Source organism: Streptomyces sp. NPDC001880 (genome assembly GCF_053594575.1).
In genome coordinates this window covers 1-20,799 of record NZ_JBSFET010000013.1, presented here as the reverse complement: position 1 = coordinate 20,799, position 20,799 = coordinate 1, and the positions used below count along the sequence as shown (strand labels likewise).

General features: G+C 69.2%; 24 protein-coding genes. 15 read left to right on the top strand and 9 right to left on the bottom strand.

What is annotated here, in order from left to right; genetic code table 11:
- Positions 1 to 352: 352 nt before the first annotated feature.
- A complete protein-coding gene (locus tag ACWCQ6_RS10775) occupies positions 353 to 1,288 on the bottom strand; it encodes a DUF3027 domain-containing protein (protein ID WP_451087612.1) in 936 nt (311 codons plus the stop codon).
- Positions 1,289 to 1,777: 489 nt separating this feature from the next.
- On the opposite strand from ACWCQ6_RS10775, the gene ACWCQ6_RS10770 reads away from it, so the two are divergent.
- The 4 genes from ACWCQ6_RS10770 to ACWCQ6_RS10755 are packed head-to-tail and all read left to right on the top strand — an operon-like array spanning position 1,778 to position 5,293.
- The gene (locus ACWCQ6_RS10770; protein ID WP_451087610.1) at positions 1,778 to 3,196 is read left to right on the top strand and encodes an MFS transporter; all 1,419 of its coding nucleotides are present in this window, start codon (positions 1,778 to 1,780) and stop codon (positions 3,194 to 3,196) included.
- Positions 3,197 to 3,223: 27 nt separating this feature from the next.
- Positions 3,224 to 3,703 carry a DUF2771 domain-containing protein gene (locus tag ACWCQ6_RS10765; RefSeq protein ID WP_451087608.1) on the top strand — a complete coding sequence of 160 codons (480 nt, stop codon included), beginning with the start codon at positions 3,224 to 3,226 and terminating at the stop codon, positions 3,701 to 3,703.
- A gap of 38 nt (positions 3,704 to 3,741) precedes the next feature.
- On the top strand, positions 3,742 to 4,446 hold the full coding sequence (locus tag ACWCQ6_RS10760) for a futalosine hydrolase (protein ID WP_451087606.1): 705 nt from the start codon (positions 3,742 to 3,744) through the stop codon (positions 4,444 to 4,446).
- Positions 4,427 to 5,293, top strand: a complete 867-nt coding sequence (locus ACWCQ6_RS10755; protein ID WP_451087604.1) for a 1,4-dihydroxy-6-naphthoate synthase — start codon at positions 4,427 to 4,429, stop codon at positions 5,291 to 5,293. Before ACWCQ6_RS10760 ends, ACWCQ6_RS10755 begins: the two co-directional genes overlap by 20 nt.
- 115 nt (positions 5,294 to 5,408) lie before the next feature.
- Here ACWCQ6_RS10755 and ACWCQ6_RS10750 read toward each other — a convergent pair whose 3' ends face one another.
- Positions 5,409 to 5,792, bottom strand: a complete 384-nt coding sequence (locus ACWCQ6_RS10750; RefSeq protein ID WP_072485776.1) for a cold-shock protein — start codon at positions 5,790 to 5,792, stop codon at positions 5,409 to 5,411.
- 256 nt (positions 5,793 to 6,048) lie between these two features.
- Between ACWCQ6_RS10750 and ACWCQ6_RS10745 the strand changes: the two genes are divergently transcribed.
- From ACWCQ6_RS10745 to ACWCQ6_RS10700, 10 genes are all read left to right on the top strand, one after another.
- Positions 6,049 to 6,273: a hypothetical protein gene (locus ACWCQ6_RS10745; protein WP_451087602.1), complete on the top strand. Its 225-nt coding sequence runs from the start codon at positions 6,049 to 6,051 to the stop codon at positions 6,271 to 6,273.
- Between the two features lie 234 nt (positions 6,274 to 6,507).
- Positions 6,508 to 7,041 carry a VOC family protein gene (locus ACWCQ6_RS10740; protein ID WP_451087600.1) on the top strand — a complete coding sequence of 178 codons (534 nt, stop codon included), beginning with the start codon at positions 6,508 to 6,510 and terminating at the stop codon, positions 7,039 to 7,041.
- A gap of 305 nt (positions 7,042 to 7,346) precedes the next feature.
- Entirely contained in the window at positions 7,347 to 8,033 is a 687-nt protein-coding gene (locus tag ACWCQ6_RS10735; RefSeq protein ID WP_451087598.1) for a DUF4232 domain-containing protein, read from the top strand.
- Between the two features lie 536 nt (positions 8,034 to 8,569).
- Complete coding sequence (locus ACWCQ6_RS10730) at positions 8,570 to 8,968, top strand: DUF6507 family protein (RefSeq protein ID WP_451087596.1); 399 nt, start codon at positions 8,570 to 8,572, stop codon at positions 8,966 to 8,968.
- Positions 8,969 to 8,973: 5 nt separating this feature from the next.
- Positions 8,974 to 11,259 (top strand): hypothetical protein, encoded by a 2,286-nt coding sequence (locus ACWCQ6_RS10725; protein WP_451087594.1) that lies wholly within the window; start codon positions 8,974 to 8,976, stop codon positions 11,257 to 11,259.
- 48 nt (positions 11,260 to 11,307) lie between these two features.
- Positions 11,308 to 11,748 (top strand): hypothetical protein, encoded by a 441-nt coding sequence (locus tag ACWCQ6_RS10720; RefSeq protein WP_451087592.1) that lies wholly within the window; start codon positions 11,308 to 11,310, stop codon positions 11,746 to 11,748.
- A 29-nt stretch (positions 11,749 to 11,777) separates the two neighbouring features.
- Positions 11,778 to 13,184, top strand: a complete 1,407-nt coding sequence (locus ACWCQ6_RS10715) for a DUF6177 family protein (RefSeq protein ID WP_451087590.1) — start codon at positions 11,778 to 11,780, stop codon at positions 13,182 to 13,184.
- A gap of 141 nt (positions 13,185 to 13,325) precedes the next feature.
- Complete coding sequence (locus ACWCQ6_RS10710) at positions 13,326 to 13,970, top strand: hypothetical protein (RefSeq protein WP_451087588.1); 645 nt, start codon at positions 13,326 to 13,328, stop codon at positions 13,968 to 13,970.
- 69 nt (positions 13,971 to 14,039) lie between these two features.
- Positions 14,040 to 14,168 carry a hypothetical protein gene (locus tag ACWCQ6_RS10705; RefSeq protein ID WP_451087586.1) on the top strand — a complete coding sequence of 43 codons (129 nt, stop codon included), beginning with the start codon at positions 14,040 to 14,042 and terminating at the stop codon, positions 14,166 to 14,168.
- Positions 14,169 to 14,237: 69 nt separating this feature from the next.
- The gene (locus ACWCQ6_RS10700; RefSeq protein ID WP_451087584.1) at positions 14,238 to 14,897 is read left to right on the top strand and encodes a hypothetical protein; all 660 of its coding nucleotides are present in this window, start codon (positions 14,238 to 14,240) and stop codon (positions 14,895 to 14,897) included.
- A gap of 92 nt (positions 14,898 to 14,989) precedes the next feature.
- Here ACWCQ6_RS10700 and ACWCQ6_RS10695 read toward each other — a convergent pair whose 3' ends face one another.
- The 4 genes from ACWCQ6_RS10695 to ACWCQ6_RS10680 all read right to left on the bottom strand — a co-directional run bounded on the left by ACWCQ6_RS10695 (position 14,990) and on the right by ACWCQ6_RS10680 (position 18,546).
- Positions 14,990 to 17,581, bottom strand: coding sequence for an alkaline phosphatase D family protein (locus ACWCQ6_RS10695; protein ID WP_451087582.1), 2,592 nt, complete (start codon positions 17,579 to 17,581; stop codon positions 14,990 to 14,992).
- 147 nt (positions 17,582 to 17,728) lie between these two features.
- Entirely contained in the window at positions 17,729 to 17,923 is a 195-nt protein-coding gene (locus tag ACWCQ6_RS10690) for a DUF397 domain-containing protein (RefSeq protein ID WP_451087580.1), read from the bottom strand.
- A 93-nt stretch (positions 17,924 to 18,016) separates the two neighbouring features.
- A complete protein-coding gene (locus tag ACWCQ6_RS10685) occupies positions 18,017 to 18,208 on the bottom strand; it encodes a DUF397 domain-containing protein (protein ID WP_451087578.1) in 192 nt (63 codons plus the stop codon).
- 11 nt (positions 18,209 to 18,219) lie between these two features.
- Positions 18,220 to 18,546 (bottom strand): hypothetical protein, encoded by a 327-nt coding sequence (locus ACWCQ6_RS10680; RefSeq protein WP_451087576.1) that lies wholly within the window; start codon positions 18,544 to 18,546, stop codon positions 18,220 to 18,222.
- A 28-nt stretch (positions 18,547 to 18,574) separates the two neighbouring features.
- Here ACWCQ6_RS10680 and ACWCQ6_RS10675 point away from each other — a divergent pair, with 28 nt between their 5' ends.
- Complete coding sequence (locus tag ACWCQ6_RS10675; protein ID WP_451087574.1) at positions 18,575 to 19,144, top strand: hypothetical protein; 570 nt, start codon at positions 18,575 to 18,577, stop codon at positions 19,142 to 19,144.
- Between the two features lie 39 nt (positions 19,145 to 19,183).
- Here the strand turns inward: ACWCQ6_RS10675 and ACWCQ6_RS10670 are convergent, their stop codons facing one another.
- The 3 genes from ACWCQ6_RS10670 to ACWCQ6_RS10660 form a co-directional block, all read right to left on the bottom strand.
- Positions 19,184 to 19,378, bottom strand: a complete 195-nt coding sequence (locus ACWCQ6_RS10670; protein WP_451087572.1) for a DUF397 domain-containing protein — start codon at positions 19,376 to 19,378, stop codon at positions 19,184 to 19,186.
- Between the two features lie 93 nt (positions 19,379 to 19,471).
- A complete protein-coding gene (locus tag ACWCQ6_RS10665) occupies positions 19,472 to 19,663 on the bottom strand; it encodes a DUF397 domain-containing protein (protein WP_451087570.1) in 192 nt (63 codons plus the stop codon).
- A gap of 11 nt (positions 19,664 to 19,674) precedes the next feature.
- Positions 19,675 to 20,526, bottom strand: a complete 852-nt coding sequence (locus ACWCQ6_RS10660; RefSeq protein ID WP_451087808.1) for a helix-turn-helix domain-containing protein — start codon at positions 20,524 to 20,526, stop codon at positions 19,675 to 19,677.
- Positions 20,527 to 20,799 lie beyond the last annotated feature (273 nt).

Genomic DNA, 20,799 nt, shown 5'->3' with positions numbered 1-20,799 from the left:
GGGTTCCGCCCTCGATCGCCGGACGGGCCGGCGTTGCCGGGCCGGCACAGGTCGGCCGGACCGACGGACAGGAAGTCCCCGGACCCGCAGAAGATCCCCGGATCCTCGGCACAATCAGGCCCGCCCGGCGCTTGAGGGCAAGGCGGTTCGCCGGGCAGGCACGAAGCCCCCGGACGGTCGGCGAAGTCGAGCCCGTCCGGCGATCGAGGACAAAGCGGTTCTGAGGACAAAGCGGTTCGCCGAGGCCGCCCGGCATCCCGCTCGAGCCCGTCCGGCGGTCGAGGACGACCCGGTCAGCCGGAGCACCCCGCACCCCGCAGCCGCGGTGAGCCCCACCGCCCCCGGCCACCGCCTACGAGTGGCCGAGGTCCTCCGTCGGCTCGTCCGCCTCCGCCGGGACCGAGCCGGAGTCCCGGGCCGGCCGCAGCGGATACTCGTCCACCTGCATCGTGTCCAGCGCGTGCGGCACCGGCTTCGGCGGCTTCGGCATCACCGCCGCCTCCGAATGCCCACCGCACCCGTACGACAGCGACACGACCCGCCCGTCCGCCGGACCGAACTCGTTCGCGCACACCCCGAACGCCTGCCTGAGCGAACCCGCCAGCGGCACCAGGAAGGCACAGGTGACGCACGAGGCCGGGGCAGCCTGGGCCATCGGCGTCTTCGCGCCGAACGACTCGTCCCACCGGTCGGCCGCCGCGTGCAGCCCGTACCGGGACAGCACCCGCGCCCGCCGCATGCCCAGCTCGTCCGCTACTGCCGCGATCGAGCCCCGGCTCGTCGTCGCGGGGCGGGTCGTCAGCTCCGCGTCCTCCGCGTCGACGAGGTCGGCCATCTCCTGCGACACCCCGGAGACCGCGGCGTTCGGCAGCGGCTCGTCCTCGCCGGTGTAGCCGGGCTCCAGGCGGAGGTCGTCCGCCTCGGTGGGCAGCAGGTCGCCCGGCCCCATGTCGCCGGGGCGCAGCCGCTCGCTCCAGGGCACCCACTCCGGGGCGAGCAGCGCGTCGCTGCCGGGCAGCAGCACCGTTTCGTCGATGGTGACGTACTTCGCGCGGGAGGCCCGCGCGACGGTCACCGCCCAGCGCCAGCCCCGGTAGCCGGGCTCCTTGCACTCGAAGAAGTGCGTGACGACCCGGTCCCCCTCGGAGACCACGGCCACATGCTCACCGACGACCCCCGGCGCGGCTGCCTCCTCGGCCGCCGCGCGGGCGAGGTCTACCGCCTCGGCGCACAGACGGTCGGGAACGGGGGTACGGGCCGTACGGCTTCGCGTCGTCGCAGCACTCACAGGTCTCGCTTCTCTCCTACGCCAGTCTCACGAGCGCGCCAGCACATCCATCGGTTTCGGCCATGACGGACGCGGGCGGAGCGGACCTGGGGGCCGCGTCGACGTCCACACCCGTTGCTGCCTGCCTCGGGCGCACCTTCTGCAACCCATTCTGCGGGATCGCCGAGAGGCGCGCGGCCGGGGACAACCGCCGGTGGCGCGCTACGCACGCTACCCTCTCCGCCGCCTGCCGCCCACCTGCCCGTCCCAAACAAAGTCGTATCCGGTGTCGTGTCCCCGGCGAATCCCCTGGGAATCCCATGCGAACCTCCTGGGAATCCCATGCCGATCCGCTGCGGGGACCGTCCTCGGCCGCCCGCGGACGGCCACGGTCCCGGGCCGGGCGCCCCCCGGCCGGCGGGGGCGGGTCACTGGCCCGACAGGGCGGAGTGCACCGCGCCTGGCGCCGAAGCCGGTTCGCCGCCACCGCTACTGGGGCACTATGACGGGGTGACTTCCGCCAGGTCGCACGAGGGGCCCGGCCCGCTCCGCAGGACGGGCCGGGCGGTCGTCCATGCTCTCCACCAGCCGTTCACCGGCACCGCCAGGGGCATCCGCAAGGCGACGTACGCCCATGGCGCCGGGGAGTCCGGGCTCGGCAAACTGATCGAACTGCACGCCGTGAACGGCGCGGGCGACGTGATGATCACGATCGCGCTCGCCTCGACGGTGTTCTTCTCCGTGCCGACGGACGAGGCCCGCGGCCGCGTCGCCCTCTACCTCGCCATCACCATGGCGCCCTTCACGCTCCTGGCCCCTGTGATCGGCCCGCTCCTGGACCGGCTGCCGCACGGCCGGCGCGCCGCGATGGCCGCTGCGATGCTGGCCCGCGCGGTGCTCGCGCTCACCATGTCGGGCGCGGTCGCCACCGGCGGCCTGGAGCTGTATCCGGCCGCGCTGGGCGTCCTGGTCTGCTCGAAGGCGTACGGGGTGGTGCGCAGCGCGGTGGTGCCGCGCCTGCTGCCGCCTCGTTTCTCCCTGGTGAAGGCGAACTCCCGGGTCACGCTCGCCGGGCTGCTGGCGACCGGGGTCGCCGCCCCGGTCGGGGCGGGGCTGCAGACCTTCGGGCCCGGCTGGCCGCTGTACGGCGCGTGCGTGATCTTCATCGGCGGGACCGTTCTCGCCTTCACGCTGCCGCACAAGGTCGACTCCTCGAAGGGCGAGCGGAAGGCCCAGCTGGTGCCGCCGCACGGCACGGTGGCCACCGGGTCCGGGACGAGGGGGCCCTGGAAGGGCAGGGTGAAGGGCCGGGAGCGCAACGGCGAGAAGCGGCCCGGTCTGCGGTCCGTGGGCCCATCCGTGCTGAACGGGCTCCAGGCCAACGCCGCGCACCGCGCGCTCTCCGGCTTCCTGATCTTCTTCCTGGCGTTCCTGCTGCGCGAGCACCCGCTCGCCGGGCAGAGCGCCGCCGTCTCGCTCGGCATCGCCGGCGTCGCGGCGGGCATCGGCAACGCTCTCGGTACGGCGGTCGGCTCCTGGCTGCGGGCCCGCGGCCCCGAGGTGATCGTCGCGTCGGTGCTGGCCCTGGCCCTGGGGGTCGCCGTACTCACCGCGCTCTTCTTCAGCACGGTCACGGTCGCCGCACTCAGCGCCACCGCGGGCTTCACGCAGGCCCTGTCGAAGCTCTCGCTGGACGCGATGATCCAGCGCGACGTCCCCGAAGAGGTGCGCACCTCCGCGTTCGCCCGCTCCGAGACCGTGCTCCAGATGGCCTGGGTGGTCGGCGGCGGCATCGGCATCGTCCTCCCCCTCAACGGCGTACTGGGCATGTCGGTCGCCTCGGGCATCCTCGCCCTCGGCGCCGCAACGTCCGTACGGGGTCTGCTGGGCGCCGCGCGACGCGGCTCGCCGCACCCCCGCGTGGCGTGAACCGGAACGACCGATAGCCTTCGGCCCATGACCGTTGCGTTCTTCTCCGGTAAGGGCCGCCGAATCGGCGTCGCTCTTGGTGCCGTGTCCGCGGGACTCCTTGTCCTCTCCGCCTGCGACAAGCCGACGCCGCTCGCGACCGTAACGGTCGGCGGCAACTCGGTGAGCTCCGAGGCCGCCTGCTACAACGACGGCAAGCCGCTCAAGACGTCCGATTACCAGAGCTGCCTCAACAGGAAGGCGGAGAAGACCGTCGAGGTCGCGATGGACGACAAGGTCCGCTTCGGCGTCGACCCGGAGATCGCGGAGAACGGCTGGACCCTGTTCATCAACGGCCAGCAGGCCGAGCAGGAGCCGTACAAGAAGACCTACCGGTCCATCCCGGGCAGCGCCTTCTTCTCCAGCCAGACCGGCGAGACCGCGGACAAGACGCAGATCAGCATCGTGGAGACCAGCGGCAAGCAGCTGACCGGCGTCTGGCACTTCGAACTGAAGAAGTCCTCCTGACGCCCTCCTGACCCCCTCCTGGCCTCGGAGGCTCCCCCGTGCGTGTGCTCGTCGTGACCGCTGTCCCAGCAGAACGGGACGCGGTCACGCGTGCGTTCGGGGCCGTTTCCGAGACATCGGCGCACTGGGTTCCGGGCGCGGAGATCCACCGCACGGGCCCCTTCGACGTCCTGGCGGGCGGCGCGGGGCCGGGCGCCGCGGCGGCCTCGGCCGCCTTCGGTCTGGCCTCGGACCGCTACGACCTGGTGATCTCGGCCGGTATCGGTGGCGGGTTCACCGGCGTCGCACCGGTCGGCTCCCTGGTGGTGGCCGACCGCATCGGCACGGCGGATCTGGGCGCCGAGACCGCGACGGGCTTCGTGCCGGTCACCGAGCTCGGCTTCGGCCGGGTATGGCATTTCCCGCCCCGTTCGCTGGTACGGGAGGCGGCCGCCGCCACCGGCGCGGTCACCGGCGCCGTCCTCACCGTCTCCACCGTGACCGGCTCCGCCGACCGCGCCGCCGCCCTGCTCGCCGCGCACCCGCGGGCCGCCGCCGAGGCCATGGAGGGCTTCGGGGTCGCGGAGGCCGCCGAGCGTGCCGGCGTGCCCGTGCTGGAGATCAGGGCCGTCTCGAACGCCGTCGGCCCGCGCGACCGGGACGCCTGGCGCATCGGCGACGCGCTGGCCGCGCTCACCGACGCGTTCGGGAAGCTCGTACCCGTACTGGAAGGTTGGACCCACCATGACCGAAACGACTCCTGACCCGTCGAACCCGCTGCGGATCGCTTTCTCGCCGTGCCCGAACGACACCTTCGTCTTCGACGCCTGGGCGCACGGAAGGGTCCCCGGCGCGCCCGCCCTCGATGTCACCTTCGCGGACATCGACATCACCAACGGGATGGCCGAGCGCGGTGAGCTCGACGTCCTCAAGGTCTCGTACGCGGTGCTGCCGTGGGTGCTCGACGAGTACGCGCTGCTGCCGTGCGGCGGGGCGCTGGGCCGGGGCTGCGGCCCGCTCGTCCTCACGAAGGAGGCGGGCACGGACCTGACGGGGAAGACCGTCGCCGTACCGAGCGAGCGTTCCACCGCCTACCTACTGTTCCGCCTCTGGGCGGCCGACGTGGTGCCGGGCGGGGTCGGCGAGATCGTCGTGATGCCGTTCGACGAGATCATGCCTGCCGTGCGCGACGGGAAGGTGGACGCCGGTCTCGTCATCCACGAGGCCCGGTTCACGTACCAGAACTACGGGCTGCACAACCTCGCCGACATGGGCCGCCACTGGGAGGAGACGACCGGGCTGCCGATCCCGCTCGGCGCGATCATCGCCAAGCGGTCGCTGGGCGCGGACACGCTGAAGCGGCTCGCCGATTCGGTGCGCACCTCGGTACGGATGGCCTGGGACGCCCCGGAGGCGTCCCGGCCGTACGTGCTGGAGCACGCCCAGGAGATGGACCCGGCCGTGGCGGACCAGCACATCGGGCTGTACGTGAACGAGTTCACGGCCGACCTCGGCGAGGACGGCTACGCGGCGATCCGCGGACTGCTGACCCGCGCAGCGGCCGAGGGACTGGTACCGCCCCTCGGCCCCGACGCACTGTCGTTCGTCTGAGCCACGCGCCCGCCCGTGCCGCGCCCGGGATCACACGTCGAGCGGGATCGGGCGCCGCGCAGGATCGGACATCGAGCAGGGCCACGCGTCGAGCGGGGTCAGACGTCGAACGGGATCAGACATCCAGTTGGTCGGCGACCGCGCGCAACAGGCCGCCGATCTTCTTGCCGGCCGCCTTGTCCGGGTACCGGCCGCGCTCCAGCATCGGCGTGATGTTCTCCAGCAGGGTGGTCAGGTCCTGCACGATGGACGCGAGCTCGTCCGGCTTGCGGCGCTGCGCGGCCGCGACGGAGGGGGTCGGGTCCAAGATCGCTACCGAGAGCGCCTGATCTCCCCGCTGACCTGCGACGACTCCGAATTCGACGCGCTGGCCCGGCTTGAGGGCGTCGACGCCGTCAGGGAGCACGGAGGAGTGCACGAAGACGTCGCCGCCGTCGTCGCGGGAGAGAAAGCCGAAGCCCTTCTCACTGTTGAACCACTTGACCTTGCCAGTCGGCAAAGCACGCACCCCATCTCAACCCGTATGCAACCTGTATGCCGGAACAAATCCTCAGCAGGTCAGGCTATCCAGTGGTGGTGCTCCCCTGCTGGCAGCAGCCTCCCCAGGGGGGGTACCCCTCGTCAAGCCTGGTCATCCGGACTCTGTCCGGAAACGGCGCCTGCTGCGCACGCCGGTCACCGCGGGGTTGACCACAAGCTTGACAGCGAGGCCGCCTGCGGGGTTGTCCGCCGTTGCCGGGAACTACCCTGACGGGGTGAGTACTACACCTTCTGGCGCAGGTGACCGGCTGGTCCGGATCGGCGCGATCGTCTTCTTCATCGGCGCACTGTCCACCCTGGTCACCATGGCCCCCCTCTTCCTCGGCACCGATCCGCTCCCGCCCATCGCCTGGTCGCTGTGCATGCTGATGGGCGTCGGCTTCCTGATCGCCGCGGCGGGCGTGATCCGGTCGGTACGGGCGGGGTCCGCGAAGCAGTAGCCCCGGGGGCGCCGGGGGCGGTCCGCGAGATCATCTGTGACTGCCTTCACCTCCTTGAGCCCGGTGGAGTTCGCGCGTGCCGGAGGCGTGGGGATCAATCTGTCCGTGCCCAGCGCCTTCGCGCACCTGTCGCAGGTGCGCGACGCATCGACGCGAGGGGCCCAATAGGACAGAACCAGGCCTATAGCGCCCCTACCGTCGCTGTCGACAAGCAACAGCGACGAGAGGACCGCGATGCCCGAGCAGACCAGTACCGCACCGCAGGGCTACACCACCGTTGCGCCCTGGGTCGTCACCGATGACACGGGAGCGTTCCTCGACTTCGTCAGCCAGGCGTTCGGCGGTGAGGAGCTCGCACGGGTGTCGACCGAGGAGGGCTCTATCGGGCACGGTGAGATCCGGGTCGGCGACACCGTCGTACTGGCCTTCGACCGCCACGCGGACTGGCCCACCATGCCGAGCCTGTTGCGCGTGTTCGTCGCCGACGCGGACGAGGTGTTCTCCCGGGCCGTCGCAGCAGGCGGCCAGATCGTCACTTCTCTGCTGGACGACGCCTTCGGCCAGCGCGGAGGGCGGATCAAGGACCCCTTCGGCAACATCTGGTGGGTGGTCAGCCGCGTTGAGGACGTCTCCGAGGACGAGATGTGGAAGCGGCTGCAGACCCCCGTGTACGCCGAGGCCATGCGCATGGCTCAGGAGACACTCGACGCCGAGCTGAGCGGTCGACGCCACGGACGCAGCAGCGCACCCATCGGGACCACCAACTGACCGAGGGCGGTCCGCCCCGTGGTCCGGGTTCGCACGGGCCGGACCACGGGGCGGACCACTGTCGACGGGCCGGACCACTGTCGACGGGCCGGACCACTGTCGACGGGCCGTCGGCCTCTGCCCGCCCCGGCCCATCCGCGCTGCGCCGGCCACGGCGTCGTGATCATGTCACTGGTCTGCGACAGCGTTGTCCTGGAACGAAGACGCCGGGGTCCCTTCGGCGCACAGCCCCCTCATAGTGATCAAGCAAGCACCGGAAAGCCGATGCTGCTTCGGCCTCAATCACTGATCACCAAGGGGATTTCATGTTCGGCAACCGTCGCAGGGCCCTCCTCGCCTCCGCAGCTCTCGTGGGCGGCGCCATGCTGATGACGGCGTGCCAGGACACGGACGCGGCCACGGACACCGGTGCCGCGCAGAGTTCCTCGTCCGCCACCTCGGCCGGCTCGTCCGCCTCGTCCGGCTCGTCGGCGGCGAACAGCGGTCAGGGCGCGGACAAGGGTTCCGGCCAGGCCTCCGACACGGCGGGCAAGGGAACCAAGGACAGGGCAGGCTCCGGCGCCGACACCGGCAACGGCAATCGGGAGCAGGTCGGGCAGGTCTGCGGCGCCAACGACATCTCCTGGAGCACCAGGTCCGAGACCCAGGCCGGCGGATACATCCTGATCACCGCGAAGGCGAAGTCGGGCATCACCTGTGTCCTGCCCGCCGCGCTCCCGACCGTGGCCTTCGGTTCCGACGGCACCGAGGCGGGCCCCGCGGAGCAGGCCGTCGGCGAGCAGATCACGCTGAGCGGGAACACCACCGCCTACGCCGGGGTGAACCCGAAGACCACCAATACGGACGGTGGCAAGGAGCTGGACAGCATCATCGTCGCCATCGGTGACGACGACTCCAACCCGGTCTCCCTCCCGGTCGGCACCATCACCGTCGACAGCCCGGTCGTCACCAACTGGCACACCTCCCCGGCGGACGCCGTCCCCTTCGGCTGAGCGCACCCGCAGCCCGCGGTCCACGCCTGAACGGCTCGGCGCGGGCGGCGGCCCGGGGCGTACGCCCGCGGGTGCGGGGCGCAGGGCTCAGCCGTCCCACCGCACACCCCGCCGCCGACATCGCGGACATCGATGTGCTCGGCTCGGGGACGTGGATCGACACGGCCGGGCAACCCCGAGACGAACCGGGAGCGGTAGCCCCGCGCACCGCGGCGCTCTCACAGCGATTCCCACGACTGACCACACACCCCTTCCCGACCGCAAATGAAATCGCCCACCCCACCGAGCCGCCCGGCCGCCGCCACCCCGGGCGGCTTCAGAGGGAGAGATACCGGCCCACCACCAGATTCCGGCAATTCACCTCACCCACCGCACCCCCGCGGCAGCACTGCGCACTCAATCCAACGTGCGATTGGCTTGAAGTGCGTTGCCATTGCTACTTCCCCCTTGATACAGATGAAGATCTTGTCGCCAGTGGCATACGTGCTGCCGGGCGCAGTCGACGAGACGTATCGGCCGGGGAAGCAGGGGGCGGCATGACGGGGTGGGACATCAGGCCGAGCGGGGTGGAGTCCGTTCTGTCGTTGGTGGGGCTGGCCGCCGATGACCTGAGCAAGGGCGTCAGGGGCTACGGCGAGAGCGTGGAGGACGCCGCGCTGCACGCGGGAACGATCAGCGGGCCGTACTGCGGTGAGGCACCGGCGGGGCCGGTGGGCGCCGCGGTGGCGAACTTCATCTCGGACACCCAGCAGAAGATCAGGTTCATGGCCGCCCGCACCAAGAAGTCGATGGACGGCACGGTCAAGGCCACCACCGAGTACATCGAAGGTGACCTGGCCATGGCCGCCCAGGCCCAGCGCGACGCGGCGAAGGCCCCGACCCCCGCCGAGATCAAGGCGGTCGGGCAGAAGACCGGCCACCGGGGCGGGGAGTAGCCACCGTGATCGAACCGGGTGGGATACCCCAATACACCGGTGACTTCGGCCAGTTGGAGAAGGCCGCGTCCAGTCTCCGTACGCATGCCACAGGCATCCGGACCGGCGGGAAGGACGTCCACTCCCGTTTCCAGGCGACAGCCGCGTATTACAAGGCCCCCGAGGCCGACAAGCTGTTCTCCTCGACCCAGCCGGTCATGGACACGGCCGAGGAGTTCGCGGGGAACATCGAGTCACTGGCCGATGCCCTGGACACCTTCATCCACGAAGCCAAGCCGCACGCCGACCGGCTCAAGCAGCTGAAGCTGGACGCGATCGAATTCGTCGACAGCGTCCGGGGCGACGACGACTGGACCCAGGACGAGAAGAAGACCGACACGCACCAGGCGTTGATGGATGGTGTGGAGGCAGCGCGCGCGGGCTTCCAGGAAGCCGAACGCAACGCGGCCAACAAGATCAACACAATCAGCCCCGGCGCCTGCCGCCCCGCGTGGATCGTGGACGACGGCACCCACGGGCTCGGCATGTACGGCCAGAACGCCGGCACGCTCAAGGGAATGAAGGACCTGCCGTGGGGCAGCCCGGAGGGGCGTACCTACGAGCGCTGGAGCCTGGAGTGGTGGGGGCACGGGGCCAAGAGCTGGGCCTGGGACGGCATCGTCAAGGACAGCATCTGGGGCGGCATCGACGGCCTGATCACCCTGATCGGCTTCCATGGCGGCGAAGCCCGCGACCAGGCATGGGACGGCCTGCGGCGCACCGCCGTCGGTGGCTACGCCTACGGCATGGACCTGTTCGGCCAGGACGAGCACCTGTCCGACTGGCAGCGCGACAGCAAGGCGTACGCGAAGGAGTTCGGCAAGCAGTTCATCGCGTACGACATGGCGAACGAGGATCCCGCTCGCGCCCACGCCGTGGCATCCTTCAACCTGCTCACCCTCGCCACCGGCCCCTTTGCCATTGCCGCCAAGCTCGGCAAGGGCGGCACGATCGCCAAGACCGCCGGCACCATGGCGAAGATCGGCGACGCCCTCGACCCGCTCTCCGGCACCTTCAAGGCCGCCAAGGCCCTCTCCAACCTGCCCAAGGTCTCCCAGGTCCTGGCCAACGTCAGCGACCACCTCCAGATACCGAAGACCAAGTTCCCCGACGGCGCCTTCGACCTCGACCACCGCTACCGGGTCGACAAGGACGGCAAGTTCGTCCCCCTCGACCCCGACGGCACACCCAACACCATCCCAGCACCGCACGAACCTTCCGCAGCCGAACGGAGCGTCGGCCGGCTGCATGGCGACCGCGAGTTGGTCGGCGTAGGAGGACATGCACCCGGAACCACCGCCCACATGGGCGACAACCCGCCGCCGCGCGCCGGTCACCCCGGCTCAGCAGGGGGCGGCAGCGATGCGCACAGCGAAGGTGGGCGTGATATTCCAGGCGGCGGAACCGCCGCCGCGCATGATGAGGGTTCCGGAATATCTTCGCCCGACGGGGACCCGGCTCGCGCCGGAACGAGCGGTGCGGGTGGCGGCGGCCAACAAGGGACCGGTCCCACGAGTCGCGAGGCTCGCTCCGGCGACGCCCATGCGGATGGCCGGGGCGGGCACGGATCGGAGAACGCTGGCGGATCAGGAGAAGCTGATGCGGGTAGGCCTCACGAGTCGGCGCACGATCAGGACGGTGCTCGCGGAGACGCTCACGAACCAGATGAGAAGCCTGGGGAATCAGCTGTCGTCGATTCAGCGGGCACGTCCCACGATGTGCAGCAACATGGTGACAGCGAAGGGGCTGACAAACCCGACTTCACACGCCCAACCTTGCCGCCAGGAAAAGCTGAACTATCGCTACGCCAGCTGCGCGCCCTGCGCGCGGGACGCCACCGTTACACCATGGCGGAGGAGATAGGCCGGGAAATGTTCGGCGGTGACTCCGAGCGGCACTTCCCTGTTCCGACTCACGACCACCCATACTACCCTGTAGAAGCCCCGGGTGGACGTAAAGTGGATGTGCCCGTTGATTTGCCGGGCGGGCGCACCTTGGCCGTGGAAATCAAGCACTATCTACAATTCCGAACCATCAAACTCTCCGACGGAACGAACCAGATAATCAAAGGAGAGGTGCCGCTGAACAAAGGTATAATGGAGCAGATCAATAAAGATCTCACGCTGCGGCGAATGGATTCAGGTTACGACCCACGGTGGGTGTTCATGGATGCACCTCCGTCCAAGGCTCTCCGCAATTATCTCATTCAGGCTCGTATCGTTTTTGTGGAATACGGGCCGCCCCCCAAGTGAGTTTCAGCCGAATGGAAGGTGTCAGAAATGGTGAGGGCAGGTGCCCCGGTGCCGGATCTCAAGCGTTGGATCACGGAGGGGCGTCAGACGGTCATTGATATCGCTGACATGCTGGGGGTCCCACCAGCTGTGTACACCAGGGACCCACTGACTCTGATTCCCGCCCTGCAGAACTACGTTTCTCGCCTTCCCCTCGACCAGTTCGAACAATCGGACTGGGTGACACTGCACAGTGACCTAATATCGTATGTGTCAGATTTCCTGATCCAAAAGCATGGTGCCCGCTGGATTGTAGTGGAGGACTCAGCCACCCCTCGCGGTTATCGCTATGTCATCGAAGCGGAAGGCCACGATGGGGAGAGCCGTAAGATCGACCCTTCAGATGTCGTGATGGCCGAGTTCAGCAATCTCCCCATTGAGATCACAAGAATGCTTTCCAGTGCAGAGCTCACGCTGCGGTTGACGCCCCGAACCAGCGAAGACGAGTAATACGTACCCAGCGCTTCAGAAAGCAGCATATGACCCAGGACGTCATAGCCCTCACCCCGCAGATGCCTGATACCAAGACGCTGCTGGCCGGGCTGCACGCCGGTGGCCCGGACCTGCGGGTGAACCGGACGGGCGGTGGGTCCGTCGTTCAGCTGTGCACCGCTTCCGGGCAGGCGTTGGTGTCGCTGGAAGCACCCCGGTACGTCCAAGTGCCGGGCGAGGTCGCCCGGTTGCTCGGGTCAGCCGTGGGCGCGGAGTCGCCCGTGTGGTGGACCGAGGCGCGGGCGACCAGTGCCGTGGAGGGGGCCGCTCGGCTGGCCGGGTCCGTCGCGGGGCGGCTGGTCGCCGTGCACGGGGGCGACGTCTGGCCGCACGAGTCCGGTCACACCGATGTCGTGGCCGATCTCGCCGACGCCGCCGCGGACACCGTCCCCCTGGGCGTCGACCTGCTCACCGACAAGGCCGCCGTCGTCATCCAGGGCCGCCCCGTGATCGCGGCCACGACCTGGCTGACCGACGTGGTGCGCAACGCGGCCCGCACCGGACGCGAACTGCAGATCGTCACCCCGCCCAGCACCCGGCTCACCTTCCCCGCCCGCACACTCCTGGACGGGCTGCCCTCCCGCTGGGTCGTGAGCGACCCCGAGTGCGGCTACTACGACGCCCTCTCCGGAGCCGTACTGCACTGGCACGACGGGCGATTCACCCACGCCGCCGCCGACGGGCCCCGGATCGCGGACGTCTTCCGGCCCCGACCCGGCACCGAGGACGAACGGCAACTGCTGCTCTCCATCCGCACGGTCCACCCCGCCGACGAGCATCTCGTCCTGGGCGGCGCCCTGGAACAGGCCTGGCGCACACTCACCGGAGCACCGCCCGCCGGATGGGCAACCGCCGAACCGGTCAGCGTTCCCTGGTCGCCACGACAGTTGACCGACCTGGCCCGCACCCGCGCTCAACAGTCACTGCCCACCTGGGCCGTCGCGATCGGCTCCCCCGACCATCCGGCGATCGCCACCGTACGCACCGCCCGCACCCACCTCGGCGTCGAAGAGCACATCACGCTGGCCGTCGGCTACCGCACCGATCAGCACGCCCCGACGGACGCCATGCCCGAGCTGGCCGAATCCCTTGCCGCCAGACACAACCTCGCCACGATGATCGGCCAACTGCGCACCGCACGCGCGGATCTGACCACCCCCGCCCACCACGAGCCACCCCCGGTGCCGCTCTCCTTCACCCTCGGCCCCGACGCCGTCGCCGACCTCGGTCTCGACCACGCCCGCAAAGCCCTCGCCGACACCGCACCCGTCCGACTCGGCCCGGCCACCCGGCCCACCCTGCACTACGCACTCGGTGACGGCACCGACCCCGCCGCCTGGCAACGCCTGCGGCAGATCAACGACCAGTTGGCCACCAACACCAGTGGAGGCTGAACCCCCATTCAGGCCGGGGTCGTTCGCGCTCCACAGGAATATCGCTGTCAGACCACACCCAGGCCGGCACATGCGGCCACGGGCGTCCACTCCCCCACTGTCGCCCCCACCAGACGCGCCTGGTTCCCTCTGGAGGCTCTTGTGTCGACCTTGAAGCGCGCGCCGCGGGAATGCGGTTCCTGGTGCTGGGACCTCTGCGACACTGCAGCCCCGGGGCTGCAGTCGGCTCTCTCGGTCGCGGCGCGGATATGCGACGTACTGACCCGACTGGAGCTCCTCGCTCCCGTCGAGCTCAAGTACAGCTGGTACGTCCTGGACATCGGACCGACCGGCATCACAAGCACTCTTGAGCTCACCAGGCCACTGGGGGATCCGAGCGTCCCAGGGCGGGTGCGGGGCAGCCGTCCCTCTGCATACCCCTCCGCCGACATCGCGGACATCGATGTGATCGGCCCGGGTAGGTGGTTCGACGCGGCCGGGCAGCCCCGAAAAGAGCCACAGCTGGTCGACCTGTCCCTCTCCACCGCACCCACCGCCCTTTCGGCCGAACTGTCGGTGCACCACGACATCTGGGGGTGGTACGACTTCACGGGACGCCCGCACCCCGAGGTCTACCGGAACAACGCTCCACGGCTCACCGCCGCCCTGGAAGAACTCGCTACCCTGCTCGACGCACCTCCCGAGCCCGGCGAGCCGACGTACTTCGGAGCCGCCACGCCCGAGGGTCTCGCAACGCCGAACGCGTACGAGGACGGCCTGGGACCCGACCTGACCAGCAGACTCTGACGAGAATGCACCCGACCCTGCGGCCTTCGAGGACTACGAGGGGTTTCTCTGACCGGGGCTCCTGGATCGATGGCTCTACTGACCTCGTCCCGGCAGAGCCACGGCCCGTATATCTGGGCGGTCGGCACCATCACTGTCGACAGCCCGATCGTCACCAACTGGCACACCTCCCGGGCGGATGCCGTCCCCTTCGGCTGAGCGCACCCGCAGCCCGCGATCCACGCCTGGTATTGGAATGCCCGCCCTGGCCGCCTAGCATCGCCGGTCATGGACGTCGCGCTTGCCCGTTCTCGATGGCGGGCCGTATTCGCCGTGTTCGTCGCGCTTCCGTGGGGGCTGTGCCTGCCGTTGGCGGCCCTCGCATTCGGATGGGACGCCATCGCGGGGCAGCCTGATGTGCCGGCCACCACAGTCGCTGTGGCAGCCGGTGCGGCGTCCTTCGCGACCGTTCCGGTTCAGGTGCAGACTGTGAGGGCTCTGCTGTCCAGACCCCGGCTCACCCTGGAGGCCGACGCCCTGGTCATCCATGACCCCGTGTTCCTCCGCAAAGGTGCCCGGATCGCGCGCGAGCACATCGCGGGAGTCGAGCGGCTGAACTGGAAGGATGCCAAGGTCCGCGTCGTCGTCGACTTCGACACGGCCGAGCTGACTCCGTTCCGTGAGCCGCTGAATGTGGAGGTACGGCTACGCCGCGACCACGGCTTCGCCTCGGCCCGAAGGCTTCGCCACGGCACCTGGATCTGGCGCGCCGCCCGCAGATCGGACCGCCCTCCGCAGTTTCCGGTGCCGGGCGACCTCTACCGAAGGATCCGGGTCCGGGCCAGACACCCGGTGGACGCCCTCACCACCCTCACCGAATGGGCCACGAGCCCAGCCGCTCCTGACGCCGGGCACCCTCCTCATGGAACGGCGGGCGAGCCCTGTTAGCAGGGCCCCTGCTCCTCCTCCCGGGCCCGTGGGGTACGGAACGTTCGCCGCCGCGCCGGAGGCAACCGGCGCGGCGGGACACGTCGAGGCGATCAGCTCCGCTTCGGGGGGCTCAAGAGTGTGTCGAGGACCGCGAAGGGATCGGTTGAGCCGCCGCTGTCCACGGCCGCGATCCTGCGTCGGAGCGTGAAGTCCGCTCCCGGTTCCAAGGTCACCCGTCGCTGGCTCATCACCCAGATACCGCAGGCATACGCGGTGAAGCCGGTGTCTTCGTAGAGGAGTCCGTACGTCTGCGCGTCCGAGCCCGTCATGCCGATCCACGGTGCGGTGGGCGTGAAGTCGGCGGGAGAGTTGGCGGTGACGGTGCCGTGCCCTGCGACGCCGCTGCGCTGGCCCGCGCCGTCGTGGTCGAGGACGTCGCCGGTCCAGAAAGTGACCGCGGTGGGACCGCTGTTGGTGAAGACGCTGTCGGCCCGCACCCAGGGCTCACCTGTGCGGATGGAATACGTGGTGGTGACGTCGAGTCCCGGCACCTGTGTGCTGCGACCCACCGCGCGCACTGCGGCCTCCGCACCGGTGGACGAGACCACCTCCACGCTTTCCGATCTCACCGTGCGCTGCTGCCACGCGTTGCTGCCCCGCGGCTGGGCGAGGGAGGCGTAGGGCAGGTTGATCCAGTCGATCTGGTCGAGCCGGCCCACGGCCGCCAGGTCGAGGGGCTTGCCCAGGGTGACGCCGGCCAGTTGGGAGTCCTCCGCACCGGCCGAGACGGCGAGCGCCAGCAGGTCGTTGGAGAGCACCAGGTCCGAGGTGGTGGCCTGGGACTGCGGTCCGGGGACGGTGCGGCCGGTTCCGGCACGGGCGCCTGAGCGGGTCAGGCGCAGGTCGACCGTGGTTCCCGAGCCCTCGCGGACGGTGATCTCCCGCTCGGCCGGCTCGTAGCCGACGCCGTTGGCGACCAGGGTGTAGGTGCCGGGACGGGCGAAGGCCAGATACTGGCCGTCTGCATCCGTGGTGGTCGCGCCGATGCGTGTGCCCGCCGCGTCGACCACCGTCATCTGGACGTTCCTCAGGACGGCACCTGTCGCCGCGTCGGTGACCGCACCGGTCAGGCCGTCGCCCGCGTCGATGCGACGGGCGCCCGGCCGGCCGTCGCGCACCTCGTAGGCGGCGATGGTGAAGGCGGGCGAGGTCGCGTCGCCTGCCTTCAGCACGATCCGCAGATCGGTGCGCCACCGCTGGGGGGTGATGTCGCACAGGGTGTAGCCGCGATAGGTGCCGTCGTAGAACTTCACGTGCGGATTGGCCGGCAGGCCGGTGCGCACGTCCGCGTCCCAGCCTCCGGCCCCCGAGGAGATGGAGGTGCCGACGAACTCCGTGGCGATGGTGCGCGAAGACGGGTCGGCGAAGTCCTTCTTGAGGTCGTTGACCCACGCCGAGTGCCAGTCGCCGCTGAGGACCACCGGGTTGGTGGGGCGCTTGCGGTCCAGGAAGTCCAGGATGCGGGAGCGGGCCGCCGGGTAGCCGTCCCACTGGTCGAGGTTGACGATTTTGCCGGGGCCGAGGTCGTAGTCGAAGGCCGCCATGATGGTCTGCTGGGCGACGACGTTCCAGCGGGCCCGGGATCGGTCGAGGCCGTCCAGCAGCCAGCGCTCCTGCTCGATACCGGTCATGGTGCGTGCCGGGTCGTAGGCTTCGGCGCACGGCTCCTTGCGCCCGTCGCCGCACGGCTGGTCACTGCGGTACTGACGGGTGTCGAGCACGGAGAACTCCGCCAGCCTGCCGAAAGCGAAGCGGCGGTAGAGCAGGGCGTCGGGCCCGTCGGGGCGCTGGGCGGGGCGCAGCGGCAGATGCTCGTAGTAGGCCTGGTAGCCGTTGCCGCGCCGCTCCAGGAAGGGACGGCCGTCGCCGGCGCCGCCCGCGATATCGGCGGCGTAGTTGTTCTGCACCTCGTGGTCGTCCCAGGTGGTGAAGAAGGGGAACCGGGCGTGTGCAGCACGCAGGTCGGGCGAGGTCTTGTAGAGCTGGTGCAGGCGGCGGAACTCGGTGAGGCTGCCGTTGGCCGTCTCGTAGATGTAGTCGCCCAGATGCAGCACGAAGTCGATGTCCTGCTCGGCAAGGTCGCGGTAGGCGGCGAACGCGCCCCCGGTCCAGCTCTGGCAGGAGACGAACGCGAACCGAAGCCGTTCGGGCTGGTCGCCGGGCGCGGGCAGGGTGCGGGTGCGCCCGATGCGGCTGCGGACCTCGCCGTCGGCGCCCGTGGTGGAGAAGCGGTACCAGTACCAGTGGTCAGGAGCCAAGTCCTCGGCGACGACGTGCACGCTGTGCGCGGACTCGGGGCGCGCGGAGACCGTGCCGCGCCGGATGACGCGCCGGAAGTGCTCGTCACGGGCGAGCTCCCAGCGCACCTCGACGGGTTCGGCCGGCATGCCGCCGGTCTCGGCATTCAGTGGGTCGGGGGCGAGCCGGGTCCACAGCACGACGCTGTGGTGGTCGGGATCGCCGGAGGCCACGCCGAGCGTGAACGGCGCGGTGTCCAGGTCGAGCGCCTCGGCCGAAGAGGGCCAGGCCATCTGGGTGGCGGCGACGGCGCCGAACGCCGTGCCGCCGACAGCGGCGGCAGCGGCGAGGAAGCGGCGCCGACCGAGCCGCGGAACACTGGGCCAGGGGTGGATGTCTGTCACTCGGTGACTTTCCCAAGTCCGGGTGGCTGGGCGGTCACTGATGCCTGAACAGCAACTGGCCGGAAATGAACCGCCCGTCCGGCACGACTACGCAGAAATCCCCGCGGGGGGACCTGCGGCGGCGACGATCACGGATACCTGAGGGTGTCAGCCGCGGGTGCGGTTCTCCTTGAGGATGCGTACGAGGGCGCCCCAGGCGGCGGGTGTGGTGCGGAGTATCGCTCCGGTGGGGTCGCCGCTCTCGGTGAGCTTGGTCCCTCCGTCGGTGTCTGTGGCGACGTGGATGCACGAGTTGCCCTGGGCGCAGTACGAGGACTTCTGCCAGTGGTCGTATGTGGGCATGGGCGTTCCTCTCACAGCTGTTGCCTGATGCGACGGATCGGATTCCGGGTGCCCCCGGGGCCTGATCCGATCCAAGCGAGGCCGGTGGGGGCGTCAGCAATGGGCAGGGTTCTCTTTGAGGGTGCGTACGAACGCAGCCCACGCGTCGGGCGTGGTGCGGAGTGTCGCTCCGGTGGGGTCGCTGCTCTCGGTGAGCTTGACGCCGCCGTCGGCGCCCGTGGCGACATGGACACAGGATTCGCCCTGCCCGCAGTACGAGGACCTCTGCCATGCGTGCTCGTTCATATCCAGTTCCTTCACTGGTCGGCGATCAGACTGTGGATGAAGTCCCGGGACTCGTCCGGAGTCAGTGCCACGGCCTCCATGCGTGCCAGCAGGAGACGGTAGGCCTCCAGTTCCGCCTCGGCATCCACCAGGGCAGGGCCGGGCTCCGGCACCATCTGCCGGGAGATCTCGCGAGCGTGGTCCGTGGGCTGGAGGAGCCCTGGAACATGGGGTGTGTTGGCGGGCCGCAGCGCGGTCGCGTGATGCTCCAGTTCCGTGATGCCCAGCAACGGGGAAGGCAATACCGCGCGGCATGTCTCCCACCAGCCCGAGGAACGCTCCCCGGCGAGATCGGGCAAACCTGGACCTCTACAACGGGACCTACCGATGACATACAACCTCTTCACCATCGATCGCCTGCAGCCGGCCCGAGTCTCTGATGCCCTGGCGTCATGCCTGCGCATTGAGCCGAACTCCGTCGATGTCGCCGACATCGACGCCGATCAGGACAACCGCGACTGGGATGCTCTTGCCCTGTGCGACTACTCGGATGTCCTTGGCGACGTGTCACTGATTCTGGACATCTTCGTCCAGGATGCCGTCTCCCAGCAGCTGACCGAGCCGGAATTCGCTTCACGTTTCGCTGTTGCGGCGCAGACCGTGGTCCTGTATCCCGCTGAAGAGCGCCCTCCCAGCGCATATTGGCTGGTGACTCCAACCGGTTTGGTGACCCGTGCACGCCTCCTGGCGTCGGACGACGAGCGACCCGAGTACTCCATCAATGCTGTGGAGGCTGCCGTCCCTCAGCTCCCAGGCATTCGTGTCATGCAGCTTGCGGAGATCGTCCGCGAACGATGTGTCCCCACACCGACCGCCTCGAAATACATTCACGCCATGCCGACTTCGCAAGCCTGCGCGAGTTCTACGCCCACGCGACCGAAGCCGGAATTGCTGTGATCACGAACATCTCCTGGCCGACCGCAGACTTTTCGGAAGTCAGTCCTGGCAGCGGCCCTCCTTGAGGGTGCGTACGAGGGCGGCCCACGCGTCAGGGGTGGTACGGAGTATCGCTCCGGTGGGGTCGCTGCTCTCGGTGAGCTTGGTCACTCCGTCGGTGTCTGTGGCGACGTGGATGCACGAGTTGCCCTGGGCGCAGTACGAGGACTTCTGCCAGTGGTCGTATGTGGGCATGGGCGTTCCTCTCACAGCTGTTGCCTGACGCGACGGATCGGATTCCGGGTGCCCTCGGGGCCGGATCCGATCCAAGCGAGGCAGGTGGGGGCGTCAGCAATGGGCAGGGTTCTCTTTGAGGGTGCGTACGAACGCAGCCCACGCGTCGGGGGTGGTGCGGAGTATCGCTCCGGTGGGGTCGGCGGACTCGGTCAGGCTGACCGTGCCCGGGGCAGGGGCGGCTACGTGTATGCAGGACTCGCCCTCGCCGCAGTACGAGGACTTCTGCCACATGTGACTCGACAATTCGGATCCCTTCACAGGTTCTGGGCGACGGCGTGTATCAGGTCTCGCGACCCGGCAACGTCCAGGGCAAGCGTCTCCAGACGGGCCAGGACCTGGCGGTATTTGTTGAGTTGGGCTTCGGCGTCCAGGAAGACGATGCCGTGTGCCTGATCCAGCTGGACGGTGTCCAGTTGCGGTACGGGTCCGTGGACGTAGTAGATGGGCTGGCCCGCTCCTGGGTATGCACCCGCCCTGAACGGGATCACTTGAATCGCGACCTGTTCACGCTCGCTCATGGCCAGGAGATGCGCCAGCTGCTGCCTGGCCACGGCCGACCCGCCGAATTCCATGTGCAGTGCTGCTTCATGGATGACCGCACGGTAAGGCGGCGCATCCTCCCGGAAAACGACGCTTTGACGCTTGATACGAAAAGATAGGCGGTGCTCGACCTCCGGGGGAGGGAGAGCGGGAACGACCTGGCGGAATACCTCGCGTGCATGGTCTGTGGTCTGGAGCAGTCCAGGCAGTCCGGCTGTATGTGAGGTGCGCAGCGCGACCCCGTGATGCTCAAGCTCTGCCAGGTCCAGCAGACCGTTGGAAAGAATCTCTCGGTACTCCTCCCACCAGCCACGCTTACGGTCGCCGGTCATGGACGCCAGCGCGTTGACCAACTCGCGGTCCGAGCAGTCGTAGTGGCAGGACAGCGTGCGCACCCGCTCGGCACTGACGCCGTAGCGGCCGGCTTCGATGTTGCTGATGCGAGCCTGGTTGCCACCGAGGAGCCTGGCGGCCTCGGTCGCAGTGATCCCGGCACGTTCGCGCAACTTGCGCAGTTCCGCTCCCAGCCGTTGCCGACGGGCCGTTGGCGTCGTACTGGGCGACATCACTCGCTCCCCGGTCTGGTCACCCACACGAGGGTATCTGTAATGCATTCCGTGAACTTCATGGAATGCATTACATATTGCACCTTAGTGTGTGACCCAGGCCACCCGCCCGGAAGTACCCCGCTCGACGGAGCGACCTCGTCACCGGGCAACTCGAAGTGCATCCTTCAACTTCCCTCCGTGAACGGAGACTTCCATGCTTGGTTCCACCGTATCCCCGCCCTGGACATACACCCTCCAACTCCCGCAGGATCCCCGCGCCCCCGGCGTCGC